This is a genomic window from Rhodococcus sp. GQ147, from assembly GCF_059759155.1.
In genome coordinates this window covers 16,665-30,426 of sequence record NZ_JCAXDU010000013.1, presented here as the reverse complement: position 1 = coordinate 30,426, position 13,762 = coordinate 16,665, and the positions used below count along the sequence as shown (strand labels likewise).

Annotated in this window: 8 protein-coding genes, 8 pseudogenes and 1 other annotated feature; of the genes and pseudogenes, 9 read left to right on the top strand and 7 right to left on the bottom strand. The window is 64.3% G+C overall.

Translation table 11 applies throughout. The features are described 5' to 3' along the window. Window positions 1-17: 17 nt before the first annotated feature. Window positions 18-1,007, top strand: a complete 990-nt coding sequence (locus AC6CID_RS15685) for a hypothetical protein (protein ID WP_064060065.1) — start codon at window positions 18-20, stop codon at window positions 1,005-1,007. 188 nt (window positions 1,008-1,195) lie between these two features. On the opposite strand, the pseudogene AC6CID_RS15680 reads toward AC6CID_RS15685, so the two are convergent. Further along, window positions 1,196-1,660: pseudogene (locus AC6CID_RS15680) on the bottom strand (IS5 family transposase); the annotation flags it as partial. 247 nt (window positions 1,661-1,907) lie between these two features. Here AC6CID_RS15680 and AC6CID_RS15675 point away from each other — a divergent pair. Continuing rightward, window positions 1,908-3,133: pseudogene (locus AC6CID_RS15675) on the top strand (transposase). Between the two features lie 20 nt (window positions 3,134-3,153). Here the strand turns inward: AC6CID_RS15675 and AC6CID_RS15670 are convergent. After that, window positions 3,154-3,501, bottom strand: a pseudogene (locus tag AC6CID_RS15670) (transposase); the annotation flags it as partial. Between the two features lie 222 nt (window positions 3,502-3,723). Then, window positions 3,724-5,122: pseudogene (locus tag AC6CID_RS15665) on the bottom strand (IS1380 family transposase). A gap of 141 nt (window positions 5,123-5,263) precedes the next feature. On the opposite strand from AC6CID_RS15665, the gene AC6CID_RS15660 reads away from it, so the two are divergent. Continuing rightward, the gene (locus tag AC6CID_RS15660; protein WP_072740548.1) at window positions 5,264-5,587 is read left to right on the top strand and encodes a helix-turn-helix domain-containing protein; all 324 of its coding nucleotides are present in this window, start codon (window positions 5,264-5,266) and stop codon (window positions 5,585-5,587) included. Between the two features lie 391 nt (window positions 5,588-5,978). Beyond that, entirely contained in the window at window positions 5,979-6,989 is a 1,011-nt protein-coding gene (locus AC6CID_RS15655; RefSeq protein WP_039584647.1) for a carbon-nitrogen hydrolase family protein, read from the top strand. A 114-nt stretch (window positions 6,990-7,103) separates the two neighbouring features. Here the strand turns inward: AC6CID_RS15655 and AC6CID_RS15650 are convergent, their stop codons facing one another. The 4 genes and pseudogenes from AC6CID_RS15650 to AC6CID_RS15635 all read right to left on the bottom strand — a co-directional run. Further along, the gene (locus AC6CID_RS15650) at window positions 7,104-7,583 is read right to left on the bottom strand and encodes an integrase core domain-containing protein (RefSeq protein WP_081263344.1); all 480 of its coding nucleotides are present in this window, start codon (window positions 7,581-7,583) and stop codon (window positions 7,104-7,106) included. Further along, on the bottom strand, window positions 7,580-7,960 hold the full coding sequence (locus AC6CID_RS15645) for an IS3 family transposase (RefSeq protein WP_161793619.1): 381 nt from the start codon (window positions 7,958-7,960) through the stop codon (window positions 7,580-7,582). The genes AC6CID_RS15650 and AC6CID_RS15645 overlap by 4 nt, the downstream gene beginning before the upstream one ends. A 55-nt stretch (window positions 7,961-8,015) precedes the next feature. Beyond that, window positions 8,016-8,137, bottom strand: a sequence feature (AL1L pseudoknot). 6 nt (window positions 8,138-8,143) lie between these two features. Continuing rightward, window positions 8,144-9,193 carry an IS110 family RNA-guided transposase gene (locus tag AC6CID_RS15640; RefSeq protein WP_064060056.1) on the bottom strand — a complete coding sequence of 350 codons (1,050 nt, stop codon included), beginning with the start codon at window positions 9,191-9,193 and terminating at the stop codon, window positions 8,144-8,146. 210 nt (window positions 9,194-9,403) lie between these two features. After that, window positions 9,404-9,691 (bottom strand): annotated as a pseudogene (locus tag AC6CID_RS15635) (transposase); the annotation flags it as partial. A gap of 145 nt (window positions 9,692-9,836) precedes the next feature. On the opposite strand from AC6CID_RS15635, the pseudogene AC6CID_RS15630 reads away from it, so the two are divergent. The 5 genes and pseudogenes from AC6CID_RS15630 to AC6CID_RS15610 form a co-directional block, all read left to right on the top strand. After that, window positions 9,837-10,285: pseudogene (locus tag AC6CID_RS15630) on the top strand (IS21 family transposase); the annotation flags it as partial. After that, a pseudogene (locus AC6CID_RS15625) lies at window positions 10,273-10,380 on the top strand (ATP-binding protein); the annotation flags it as partial. The pseudogenes AC6CID_RS15630 and AC6CID_RS15625, both read left to right, overlap by 13 nt. A gap of 441 nt (window positions 10,381-10,821) precedes the next feature. Next, window positions 10,822-11,342, top strand: a pseudogene (locus tag AC6CID_RS15620) (general stress protein). Between the two features lie 3 nt (window positions 11,343-11,345). Further along, complete coding sequence (dnaK, locus tag AC6CID_RS15615; protein WP_039584650.1) at window positions 11,346-13,226, top strand: molecular chaperone DnaK; 1,881 nt, start codon at window positions 11,346-11,348, stop codon at window positions 13,224-13,226. 8 nt (window positions 13,227-13,234) lie between these two features. Further along, window positions 13,235-13,759 (top strand): nucleotide exchange factor GrpE, encoded by a 525-nt coding sequence (locus AC6CID_RS15610; protein ID WP_039584651.1) that lies wholly within the window; start codon window positions 13,235-13,237, stop codon window positions 13,757-13,759. The last annotated feature ends 3 nt before the right edge of the window (window positions 13,760-13,762 follow it).

The window sequence follows — 13,762 nt, the reverse complement described above, 5'->3', positions numbered from 1 at the left end:
AGGGAATGGGGGACGACATGGACGAGACAGCACAGGTTCTCTCCGACGCCGTCGCGTTGCTGCGCCGCGCCGGCATCCGCCTGCCCTCCGGTTCCCTCGACGCCTGGGACCTGACCCTGCCCGACGGCCGAGAGTTGCCGACCCGGATGCGGGCATCCCGGCGGCCACCAACCCCCACGATCCTCACCCGACTGCTCGCACAGCCGGACCCGGCCCGGCGCCTACTCGTGGTGACCCCACGCGCCACCGCTCATCTGCGGACTCTCGCAACGAACGGCGAAGTCGATGTGATCGCCGTGAACCAGGACCTGCTCGTCTTCGCCGGCGAGCGCTACGACGTGACCGATGCCGCGTCCGCCGCGGCGGCCCCTGTTCGTGCTGCGAGGGGCCGGAAACCGTGGGTGCGCTGGGCACTCGCCCGCGCCCTGCTACTCTCGGACACCGCGCAGACCCAACACCGGCTCGCCGAGCTGCTGGGGGTCTCCCAGCAGGCGGTCTCGCATGCCCTCAAACAGCTCCAGGCGGTGCGCCGTACCGAACACGGCTGGCTCGCCGACTCCCCCGAGGCGTTGCTGGCAGAGTATCTGGCCGTCTATCCGGGTCCCGGTGGTGCCGTGACCTATTGGTACGGCCTGGACCCGGTGATCGCACAGGCCACCACCGCGGTCGAATTCTGCACCCGACAAGGTATGCCGGTGCTGGTCAGTGGGGATCCCGCCGCCGATGTGTACGCCCCGTGGCGGCTGCCGACCCGGGCGATGCTCTACACCGATCGATTCGTCGACCTGACCGACGCCGGCTTCAGTCCCGCCACCGAAGCCGAACACTCCCTGGCCGTGCAGGTCCCGGCCGACCCGACCCTGTGGCGCACCGCGGCGATCAGCGAACCGGCACTGTTGGCCGACCCCCCGATCACCGCGGGCGATGTGCTGCGCACCGGCGGCCCCGACGCCGCCGAGGCCGCCGACCATGTGCTCGCCACGATCCGACAGAGGGCCGTGCTGTAACTGATGAGACCGAGGTGGAGATCCTCGCCGCATCGAATTCCACCGACCGCGGACTGCGGGCGCTAGTCGATCTCGCCGCGGCCGCTGACCCGGACACCGTCAATACGCGGAGGCCACTTTCACGAAATGACGTGAACGCGACCTCCGTAATCCCGGGCCGGAATCGGCCCGGTGACTCAGAGAATGTCTCATTTGGCGAGTTTCTTGAAGCAGGTCAACGCCGCGGCGAGTTGGAGGAAAGCAGCGAAGTGCTCGCCGTGACGCTCGCAGCGGATGGTCAGTCGGCGGTAGCCGGTGGGCCAGGCCAGGGTGCGTTCGATCTTCCACCGGTACCGGCCGAGGCGCTCGCTGCTGCCGACGCCGCGACGGGCGATCCGCAGAACAATGCCCCGTGCCCGCAGCCACCGGCGGTGTACGGGATAGTCGTAACCCTTGTCCGCCCGCAACCGGCCGGGCCGGCGACGACGCGGACCACGACGCGAACGCACCGCCGGAATCGCAGTGACCATCGGCTGCAGCATGACACTGTCGTGGGTGTTCACCGAGGTCACCGCCGTGACGAGGGGAATGCCCTCGGCGTCGGACAGGATGTGGATCTTCGAGCCGTTCTTACCTCGATCGACCGGGCTGGGACCGGTTAGAGAGCCCCCCTGATGAGAGTCAGCGGGTCACGATCATACGGCAGACTCGTCACCGGTAGCGGCGGGCAGGTGAGCACTTCTCCCCCTGGACAACGTGGAGTCCTGAAAAAGATCGTGCCCCTGCCCGTCCGCCGGGAGAACGGAATCGCTGATGGGATGTCGTGCCCGCTCCGGCGTGAGCACTGCTTCATTAGGGTGCAGATGGTTCTTCCGCACGCTGCCGAACGTGGTCGAGTTCGAGGACGATGGGAGAAGCTCAATGCAGTTGTTCGTCGGAGATGACTGGTCGGAAGAGCATCACGATGTCGAGCTGATGAACTCGGCCGGACGGAGGCTGAGCAAGGCGCGACTCCCGGAAGGAGTAGTCGGGATCGCGCGTTTGCACGCGATGGTCGGCGAACAACTCGGCGACGATGTCGACGAGTCCGAGGTGGCGATCGGAATCAAGACCGACCGTGGCCCGTGGGTGGCGGCGTTGGTAGCCGCAGGGTACACAGTGTTCGCGGTGAATCCGTTGCAGGCAGCGCGTTTTCGGGAACGCAGCGGTGTTTCGGGTGCCAAGAGCGACGCCGCCGATGCCCACATGCTGGCCGACATGGTGCGCACCGATTCACACAAGCTGCGGACGGTGGCCGGCGACAGCGCCGAAGCCGAGGCGATCAAGGTCCTCGCCCGGGCGCACAAGGCCTTGATCTTTCGAACGCACCCGCCAGACCCAGCGGCTGCGCCACGCGCTGCGCGAGTACTTCCCGGCCGCGTTGGAGGCATTCGACGACCTCGACGCAGTCGATGCCCTCGACCTGCTCGGGAAGGCACCGGACCCGGCCTCGGCGGCGCGGCTGACGCGGGGCCAGATCGCTGCGGCGCTGCGGAACGCCCGCCGTCGCGACATCGAGACCAAAACCGATCGGATCCAGGCAGCTCTGCGAGGCGAACACCTGGGCCGGGCGGCGGTGATCACCACCGCCTACGCCGCGACCACCCGCTCCGCCGTCGCCGTGTTGAGCACTCTCAATCACGAGATCAAGGCGTTGCAAGGGCAGGTCGATGCCCATTGTGGCCGACACCGAAGACGCTGAGATCATCCTGTCCCAACCGGGGCTGGGATCGTTGCTCGGTCCCCGGGTGCTCGGTGAGTTCGGCGACGACCCGGAACGGTATGCCACCGCGAAGGCTCGCAAGAACTACGCCGCCACCAGTCCGATCACCCGCGCCTCCGACAAAAAGAAGGTCGTCGCGGCCCGGTTCGTCCACAATGATCGGCTCGTCGATGCGCTGAACGCACAGGCGTTCTCAGCCCTGCACGCCTCTCCCGGCGCCCGTGCCTACCACGACAAACAACGCGCCCGAGGACTCGATCACGGCCCCACCCTACGGCAGCTGGCCAACCGACTCGTCGGCATCCTGCACGGATGCCTCAAGTCCCGCACCCACTACGACGAAACGACGGCCTGGGCGCATCACGCCGAGAAGGCTGCTGCTTGACACCCAAGCTCCTGGGATGTCTTCTTCGCCCGCACGTGCGCTGCGTCGAGGATCGCGGCGGACCAGTCCAGGTCCCCACCGGCGCCGAGCCGATCGAGGACCTGGCGGTGCATCTCGTCGAACACCCCGGCCCGAACCCAGGCGGTGAAGCGGCGGTGTGCGGTCGGAACACTGACCCCGAACGACGGTGGCAGGTGCCGCCAGGCACAGCCGCTGGTAAGCACATAGACGATAGCGGTGAACACCGCCCGATCATCGATCGCCGCCCGGCCTCCGCCCTGCGGCCGCGCCCGGAAGCCGGGCAGCAACGGTTCGACGATCTCCCACAACGCATCCGGCACCAGCCGGGAAGACAACGCATCGACCACGACAGTGCATTATGCCGCACAAACGATCTAGTCCATAAGAGACATGCTCTCAACCAAACGTCGCCTGGACTCCTAAACCTGAATCCACCGACGTGATGCCGAAGCCCGTTCCGGCCGGGCGAGTGGATGTATGAGCAGTTGCGGGCATGCGGTGACCGCTGGTCTGCCCAGCTTTTCCACGATGCGGTCCCGGTCGTGCCGTCTCGGCGGGTCGATCTGTGTTCAGGCGATAGCTGGCGGACTGTGACCGATGGTGTTGGTCCACAATCGAAGCCATGCGCCCGACCAGGGCCAGTGCATGGGAAGCCGCAAGATCGGTTTTCGTTGCGGTCGACACAACCGGGCGGGAAGGTTGACGATCTTGCGGCGTAGCGTCGCCCCACGGGCGCGAACATGCCCACCACCTGCAAGAACACCGGCGGCGCGCAGCAGATTGTGGGCGATCGCCGCGCAGAGCACCCACGCGGAGTTCGCCCCGAAGCGCCCCGACGGCATGTGCGCCAGCGGACCGTCGATGAGGTCGGCGAAGACGGTTTCGATGATCGCGTGCCGGCGATGGGTGACATCGGCGTCGGCGGCCGAGGTAGTGGTGTTGGTGAAAAACGGGTGATATCGCCACACCGGGAACAACGCGTCGGGGAAGCGGGCGTCTTTGACGCGACGCACGATCAACCGGGCGGTGACCGGAGTCTTGGTCGAAGCGAAAGCGGTGTAGGCGGTTTCGACGACCTCGGCATCTTCAGATCCACGCTCCGGTGTCCGGGTCACGCACGGCACCGGGATATCTCACCGGGGTCCACGCCTCGTCGGGGATCGAGTCGATCGCGCGTTGGACCGCGGTGTTCTTGGCCAGGACGAGCGAGAAGCACACCTTCGCGCGCAGGCACGCCGAGATGACCGAGCGGGTGCCGTAGGCGGAATCACCGCGTACCACGAGGGCACCGGTTGCGCCCGCTGTTCGGGCGGTGACGATGGCCTGCGTGACCATCCTACCTGCACCTTTACCGGATCCGGCTTTCCCGGCGCGCAGTCGCATCCCGGTGATGATCGGCGTGGAGTCCGCCGTGCTGAGTGTCGTCGCCAGCGGGGACAGGCCTTTGCGCAGGATCTGTCTGCCGGCGATTTTCGTGTGTCCGTAGCTCGCGCCTTGTTTGGCGTGTCCGTAGACCGGGCGCAGTAGCGAGTCGATGTCGATGAACGCCTGCTCGGCCAGGCCGGGCAGGATCTCGACCCGGGCGGTGAGTGCGATCAGGTGTTCGCGGAGCACGGATTCGAGCTGGCGGGCATGACCGAAGCTGAACTCGCGCAGCAGCGTTCCCACGGTCGAGGGCGCATAGACGCCTGCGAACAGATGCTTCATGCCGCCCGAGCGCAGCAGGTCGATATCGTCGATGCTGTCGGCGCCGGCGCACATCCCGGCGATCAGGGTGAGCAGTTTCGGGCCCGGGTTCGCCGCCCCGGACGCGACCTTCGTGGTGGTGATCGAAACCTTCTCGGCGAGCAGGTCCGGCAGGCGGGTGTGTTCGGCCAAGGCCATGACCGGGACCAGGCCGGCGCACGAGACGAGGTTGTCCTCGTCGAACACGGCCGAGCCGTCGATGAACTTGTGGGACACTTTCACCGGAAGTGCCTTTCCTGAACTGGCGGATTTGTTGTGTGAGAACTCCAATCTTCCCAGTTCAGGGGGCACTTTCTTCAGTTCGACACGCTGCTGTGCAGCCGATCCTTCGGTGGAATCAGGCTAAAAGACGCGTGGCTCGCAGTGGCTGCAGCGCAGACACCGCTCGTCGTGAACGCTTTGGCGTCCAAGTTGTTCGGCGCCCTCCAAAGTATCCCGGACGCATCGACCCTCATCGAAACCGCGCTCGCATACTGCAACGGCGACGGCACAGTGTCAAGGGTGGCGAACCAGCTCTACTGCCACCGAAACGCCGTTCTGAACCGGCTGGAGAAACTACGCGAACTTACCGGTTTTGATGTCCGGCGTCCACGTGACACGGCGGCTTTTCTGTACGCATTGAATGCCGGACCAAACGCCGATCAAGAGAGCGACCAAGCAGCGCCCAGCAAAGCTCCACGCGCATAGACAGATCCTCCCCACGATCCGAGCGTGCAGAGCATGCCGTGGAGACACAGGCCGCAATATCCGTCTCGGATGAATGTGGTTGAATCCGTCTCAGGCAGACGCAGCGTAGGCAATCCGCCATGCTGCTTCTCGACGGCTCCGCAGCAGTTCGCGGGCTCATCATGGCAGCGGTGCACACTCCGACCTACTCCGCAAGCGCATCATCCACTGCGTATGAACAAGTACACCAACCGAATCACGGCAAGCGCGATAGCTCCATATCCCAAGGTTCCTTGACAGGCCGACGCCGAGCAACCATATGATCGCAAGGTAAAGTTCGCTTCTGCAGGATAAGGGGAGCGACGTGCCTGCCGGGAACTCAACAATCCCGTCATAGACCTCAGGAGATTCGGTGAGCGACACAGCGCAGCCCACGAAGGCCGCGGCCATCCAGTTCGAAGGGGTCCCTGGCGACGTCGCGGAGAACATGCGCCGACTGGATGCGATGATCGCCGAAGCGGCCGGCAAGGGCGCTAAACTCATTGGGGTTCCAGAGTTTGCTACGTCTCCGCTGCCGTTTCGCAGTGAAGCGCATCGAAGCGTTCTCCCGCCCCAAAACGCGGCCGTCGACATGTTCAAGGCAGCGGCAAAACGGTATGGCTGTCACATTGGTGGCTCAATGCTGATCGCCGAGGACGACAACATCTACAATCGCTACCACCTGTTTGAGCCCGATGGCACAACCCATCTGCACGACAAAGATCTGCCCACGATGTGGGAGAACGCTTTCTACGGCCCCGGCAACGACGATGGAGCATTTGAAACCAGCCTTGGCCGCATGGGTGCGGCCGTCTGTTGGGAGCTGATCCGCAATCAGACCGCCCGCAGGCTCGTTGGCCGAGTCGATGTCGTCATGACCGGCACACACTGGTGGACAACCCCCAACAATTGGGGTGGTCTCGTCGACCGCATGTTTGGTCCGTTGTCGCAATACAACAGGTACCTTTCGGAGAATGCTCCCACCGAATTTGCCCGCCGAGTCGGAGCTCCAGTCCTGCAGGCATCCCATTGCGGGCAGTTCCGCACCGACTTCATGCTTTTGCCTGGCACATCGATGACAGCTCCGTACGACACCAACTACGTCGGAGCAACACAAATTGTCGATGCCGAAGGAAACATCCTGGCCTCGCGCAATACCGCCGAGGGCGCCGGCATCGTCGTCGCTGACATCATGATCGGTGCGCAGCAGCCGACAGAAACCATCGAAGAAACGTTCTGGATGCCCAGGCTTCCCTTGGCGTTACGCGCATACTGGCACCACCAGAACATATGTGCCAAGCGTTACTACCGTCGTGCCGGTCGACGGGCCGGCCTTGATGCCGCGGCAGAGAATCGAGTCGGATCGGTTGAAGTGGTCCGCTAACAGTGGCGAGTCTGCCTGTCGAGACTCAAACCGTATTGTCGGCCGGCGGACTTGTTTTCTTTGGTATAGGCGCTCGGTGTGATATGAATCGCCCCGAGTTCGGCGGAGGCTCGGCTATCTGGTTCCGGCCTCAGCGAGGACCGGTGTCTCACCGTAGTCAGCCGCCGTGTGATTCGCCCAGTGGGTCGCCTCGTACTCGGCAGGCGGAACGTGGTCGATCTCGCCATGCAAGCGGCGGTGATCGAACCAGTCGATGTACTCGGCGACCGCCCACTCGACCTCTTCAACGCCCCGCCAGCCCCCGTGTGGCCGCATCACAGGGTTGCCGATGCACTCGGCCTTGAACAACGAGTTGAACGCCTCCGCCATCGCGTTGTAATACGAATCACCCTTGGAACCAACGGAAGAGACCGCATCGCATTCATCGAGGCGTTCGGTGTAGCGCACCGCTCGATACTGCACACCGCGGTCGCTGTGGTGAATCGACCCGGCAACATCCTGGCCGGCCCGTCGGCGCGCCCACAACCCCATATCCAAGGCGTCGAGGGCCAGATCGGTGCGCATCGACGCCGAGACCTGCCAACCGACGATCATCCGGGAGACTCCCCCAAGGACTTCGTCCAGGGAGGTGCCCCCACGTCGAGGACGAATGCGGCGTAGACCCACCCCGAGTGCGTGCGAATGTAGGTCAGATCCGCTACCCACAACACGTTGGGTGCGTCGGCGACGAACCGCCGCTGTACTCGATCTGCCGGCCGCGGAGTCTCGGCGCCGTCACTGTGTGTGGTCTTCCGACCCTTCAATCGTGGTATTCCCTGTAACCCATCGATTTTCATCAATCTTTCCACGGTGCATCGGGCCACTGCCATCCCCTTTCGTTTCAGACTCGCATGCACCTTGCGGGCCCCGTACACGCCGAGATTGTCGGCATGAACCTTCCGGATCTCGGACGGACAGAACCTGACGGTCACGCACCGCACGGGCCGATTCCGTTCGTTGGGGACTCAGGTGAGCTCGGACCGTGGACGGAGCGATCTGGGCAGCTGTCTCGCGCAGGGCCGCGCAGATCGGATCGACTCCGTGTTCATCGCGGTGAGCAGCGATGAATTCCACGATCAGCGCTGTGGGCGGTCGATCTCCGCGATGCTTCTATGTCAAGCCGCCGCCAAAATCGATGCGTTCGCGACCTTTCCGAGTTCGGCTTCGTCGGCACGCAAGATCTGGAACACTCGGTCGGAGATACGGCGGCGGAGCAACCGCACCGCCTCCCGCCGAGTCTTTCCGGCTGCCTGTAGCTTGGCGACGTAGTCCTTACCCGGACCACCGCGAGCGACTTGGGTGATGGCGATGGCGTGCAGGGCCGCATTGACGGTGCGGTTGCCACCCCGGTTCAGACGCACCCGCTCTTGGGCCGACCAGACCGGGATCGGGGCGGTGCCGTTGAACTTCGCGTAGGCGTCCTTGGAGTGGAAGCGGTGCGCGCCGGCAGTCTCGCCGATGATGACCGCTGCGGAGAGAACTCCGCAGCCGGGGATGTCGAGCAACGACGGTGCCAAGGCGCGGACACGGTCGCGGATCCGTTGTTCGAGGTCGTTGATCTGACGGGTCATCTGCCGACACCGATCCAGGAGTTCACCAGCGATCTGGGCGACCACACCGGTGAACTGTGCAAGCCGGTCGGCAAGCTCGTCCATCACACGGTACCGTCGGATACCGCGGAGCGGGATGTGTAGTTCGGGGTCGAGTTCGTGTAGGTGCCAGCGCAGTCGGCTGATGAGTTTGGTTCTCTCGCATACCAAGTCGTGCCGGTGATCGCTCAGAAGTTTGACTTCGCGAGCGGGGCCGTCCAGTCGTGCGATCGGCAGGTTCGGTTCCCGTAGCGCGGCCATCGCGACCGCGTGTGCGTCGATCGGATCGGACTTGCCCGGTTCGCGGGCGCTGCGTCGGTGCACCGCCATCAGTTGGGTCTTCACCCGGACCACCGAGTGTCCGCGGCGCAGCAGGTCCGCTTCCAGACGTCGGGTGACGTGGCGGCAGTCTTCGAGCGCGAACTGCAGCTGCGGCCACTGGGAGGCCCACTCGATCGCGGACAGGTGACCGTCGGTGGTGGCCTTGACGGTCAGCTGTCCGAGTTTGCGTCCGACCTCGTCGACTGCGACGAAGGTGTGGGTGGATTTGTGAGCATCGACTCCGATGATGATCAACTGACGACTCCGATCCGTGGGTGAACGGGGCGCCCGGGCAGTCGTCATTGGGCACGCCTCAATCGGGCATCAGCGGCACGCTTCTATCAAGCCACGCGGACGACCATCCGGGGCCCGGCGGGCCGCACATCGGGATAAGCCACCAACCGAGGTTGGGGCAGCAAAGAAACGAGCGAGTCCCGCCGGGCCTGTTCAGGATGGCATTGACGCAAAGAAAGCCGAGGCCTGCTCGAGGATCGTGTTCGCCCGCCGCAGCTCGCGGTTCTCCCGTTCGAGCTGTGCGATCCGTTCGGCATCGCTGGTTGTGGTGCCGAGGCGCACGCCGCCGTCGACCTCGGCCTGCTTGACCCAGGTCCGGAGCGCTTCGGGGTGCACACCGAGTTGATCGGCGATCCGTTTGAGTGCTCCCGGCCGTGTCGCTGGATCCTGGCGGGCTTCGACGACCATTCTCGTTGCTCGTTCCTTCAGCTCAACGCTGTACTTCCGTGGTGCTGCCATGCTCTTCATCCTTCACAGGTTCGAGAGCCTCCGACAGACCCGGGGCGATTCAGTCGGGGCGCGGGTGCTGCTGCAGGTTCGCTTCTTCCCGAGGTCCACCGAGGACCTGGGAAGGGGCCCGGCGGTGGCAAGGAGAACGCGGACGATGACCGATCTGACGGAGTTGTTCCGGCATTGGCATGCCGGCCGCTCCCAGGTGCAGATCTCGACAGCCCTGGGACTCGACCGCAAAACCATCCGCAAGTACCTGGCCCTGGCACTGGCGGCGGGGCTGCCCCCGGCGACGGCCACAGATTCGACGAGAACCTGTGGCGCGAGTTGATCGGGGCCTGGTTCCCCTAAGTGGTGGACCCAACGGCGCGGGCGGTGACCTGGCCGGCGATCGCCGCCCACCACACCTGGATCGAAGGCCAGCTCGACGAGTCGGTGACCGTAGCAACGATCGCCCAACGACTGCGCGACGACCACGGTGTCCCGGTATCGGAATCAACTGTGCGTCGCTATATTTCGGCGCGATTCGCCGAACGGGTCGCGGCGTCGAAAGCCACGATGCCCCGCGGAGCGGTCCCGCCGGGCGACGAAGGTCAGGTCGAGTCTTCGGTGATCAGGCCGTCGCCGCCGCGATGATCGACCGGATCGTCCATCACGCCGACGTGTTGACGCTCAAAGGTGCCAGCTACCGCCTTTGAGGACGCGGAATCGACAGTCTTCCCAGGATCAGAATGGAGAATTAGGCAGACTAGCCACACACCGACACGGTGCTCTCGTTCTCCACCGTCGCATCGGCCTCGAATTCAAGCGTTGTCGACACTCTACTCCCGTCTTGCTCTCTTCGTCCCATCCGCACACTTCTCTCCAATCAGCAGGGTTACGACCAATACTTGAGCCCGCCGCGTCGATTCCCCCATTCCATGACGGTAGGCACCGTTCTGGGCGATACTGAGAAGTGCCCCGGACCGAGTAGAGGCTAGGTACATGCAGGACTCACGCAATCCTGACGCGACAATTCTCACTGCGGCCGAACCGCATCGGATGACACTGGGACTGCCCCTACGCAAAACCCCAGGCATCCGCGGCAGCGGCACCACACGGAGATATTCTGGCCGGCCAACCCATCAGGCAGGGAGGTGATGTCAGAGTCCAGTGGCGGGACTACCACGGTACGTCCGCACCGATCTGCCCCTCAAATATAGTAACGTTCGCCAACTTCGCCGAAACTGAAAACGCCGTCGACGACCTCTCCGGCCAGCATTTCGCAGTAGGCAAACTAGCCATCGCGCGCCAGGACATCGAGCCGGTCGAATAGGTCATCGGCACACTGAACTACCGCTGGGCCGCGCCCGCGCCGCCGCGGGCGCGTGGACAGCTACACCATTAGGCTGGATCTTTGGATTACTCCACCGAGGCCGGCCGCCGTGTACACGCCTCGATCTCAGCTTCTACGCGCCGATCTTCGGTGCCGTTGTCGGCGCTCCGTTCGGCCTGCTCATGCACGCATCACAGGACAGGGCAGCCAGCGCGACTTCACCTCGTTCCCAGTCCTTACGACCATGTCCCTACACAACCACGGCACTCCGAAGTCCTCGCCGACGTCGAAGTCGCGGACCAAGCCGTCCGCCGACTCACCGGCCGGACCAATCGAAAGGAATGAATCATGGCAACTGCGGTAGGCATCGACTTGGGCACCACCAACTCGGTCATCGCAAGCTGGCAAGGCGGCGAACCGGTGGTGATCTCCAATGTCGAGGGTGCGCGGACGACGCCGTCGGTGGTGGCATTCACCGATAGCGGCGAGCGCCTGGTGGGTCAGCTGGCCCGACGACAGGCGATCCTGAACCCGAAGGGCACGATCTACTCGGCGAAACGCTTCATCGGACGTCATTTCGACGAGATCTCCGAGGAGGCCAAAGCGGTCAGCTTCGACGTCGTACCGGGCGACAACGGTGAGGCACGATTCGACGTGCGAGGTAAGAAGTACGCACCAGAGGAGATCAGTGCCCTGGTGCTGCGCAAACTCGTCGACGACGCCAGCAAGTTCCTTGGCGAGAAGGTCAAGGAAGCGGTCATCACCGTTCCGGCCTACTTCAACGACGCGCAGCGCAACGCCACCAAGGACGCCGGCCGGATCGCGGGCCTCGAGGTCCTGCGGATCATCAACGAGCCGACCGCGGCGGCATTGGCGTACGGCATGGACAAACAGACCCACGAGACCGTACTGGTCTTCGACCTCGGCGGCGGCACGTTCGATGTGAGCCTGCTCGATGTCGGCGAGGGAGTAGTCGAGGTTCGCTCGACGGCCGGCGACTCCCACCTCGGCGGAGACGATTTCGACCGGCGCCTGGTGGACTACCTCGCCGACGAGTTCCAGAGCGCGGAGAACATCGATCTGCGCAAGGATCCACAAGCGCTGCAACGACTCTTCGAGGCGGCAGAGAAGGCCAAGGTCGAGTTGTCCTCGGTAACTCAAGCCCAGGTCAACCTGCCCTTCGTCACCGCAGACGCGAACGGCCCCAAACACCTCACCACCACGATCATGCGATCGAAGTTCGAGGATCTGACGGCAGATCTGGTGGAACGCTGCCTCGGTCCGGTAAAGCAGGCAATGAGTGACGCCAAGATCACCGCCAACGACATCCACGAGGTGATCCTGGTCGGTGGTTCGACACGCATTCCGGCGGTACAGGCACTCGTTCGCCGGCTCACCGGCGGTAAGGATCCCCACATGGGCGTCAACCCGGACGAGGTCGTGGCGCTCGGTGCCGCGGTCCAGGCAGGCGTGCTCAAAGGTGAGGTCTCCGACGTACTGTTGCTCGACGTCACCCCACTGTCCCTCGGCGTCGAGACGCAGGGCGGGGTAATGACCAAGATCATCGAGCGCAACACGACGATCCCCGCCCGACGCAGCGAAGTGTTCTCCACAGCGGAAGACAATCAGTCCGCCGTGGACGTCGTAGTCCTGCAGGGCGAACGCGAACGCGCCGCCGACAACCGGGTGCTGGGCCGGTTCCGGCTGGAAGACATCCGACCTGCGCCACGCGGCGAGGCGCAGGTCGAAGTCACATTCGATATCGATGCCAACGGCATTCTCAACGTCACCGCCCGTGACAAAGACACCGGCAAGGAGCAGAGCATCACGATCAGCGAACAGGGCAACCTCGACCAGAGCGAGGTCGAGCGCATGCTCGCCGAGGCCGAACGGAACCGGCGTGAGGACGAGGAGCTGCGCAAGGCGGTCGACGCACGTAACGCCCTCGATTCGGTTGCCTACCAGGTGGAACGGCGACTTGCCGAACTGGGTGACAGTGCGCCACCGCACGAGAAAGCGCGTGCCGAGATGTTGATCGCCGACGCGAGGAAGGCTGTAGAAGACGGTGCTCCACCCTCGGAGGTAGAGCCACTGACCTCGGAGCTGCAGCAGTTGCTCTACGGGCTTGCAGCGGTTCAAAACGGCGGCGAGGGATACCAGACCGGCGGAAGAGACGCTGCGTCGTCGGATGACGACGACGTGATCGACGCCGAGTTCGATCGGAGTTGAGGCACCTGATGGACAGATCTGCTGATCATTCGACGACCGAGCAGGCTACCGACCATACTGACACGGACCAGACCGAGACGAGGCCTGATCACACCGATACCGAAGCCAAGCTGGCTCGACTCGAGGACCGCTGGCGCAGAGCACTCGCAGATCTGGACAACCTGCGCAAGCGGTATGCCAAAGATCTCGACCGTGAACGCGCCGCGGAGACAGCGAGGGTATCGGCGGCGTGGCTGCCTGTCCTGGACAACTTGGAGCTCGCGCTGGCCCATGCGGATAGCGATCCTCAGGCCGTCGTCGAGGGTGTGAAGGCGATCCGGGATCAGGCGGTGCAGGTGCTGTCACGGCTCGGCTTCGAGCGCCACGACGAGGTCGGTGTGCCGTTCACCCCGGAACTCCACGAAGTAGTCAGTGTGGTGGCCCAACCCGACCTTCCCTCCGGGACCGTGATCGAGGTCTTGCGGCCAGGTTACGGAGAAAACGGACAGCAATTGCGTCCCGCCACCGTGGTCGTCAGCCGACCTGAGGAGTGAGCG

Coding starts and splice junctions, on each gene's coding strand:
- dnaK (WP_039584650.1), top strand. CDS start 11,346: ATGGCAACTGCGGTAGGCATCGACTTGGGCACCACCAACTCGGTCATC.
- AC6CID_RS15685 (WP_064060065.1), top strand. CDS start 18: ATGGACGAGACAGCACAGGTTCTCTCCGACGCCGTCGCGTTGCTGCGC.
- AC6CID_RS15610 (WP_039584651.1), top strand. CDS start 13,235: ATGGACAGATCTGCTGATCATTCGACGACCGAGCAGGCTACCGACCAT.
- AC6CID_RS15650 (WP_081263344.1), bottom strand. CDS start 7,583: ATGATCGTCGGTTGGCAGGTCTCGGCGTCGATGCGCACCGATCTGGCC.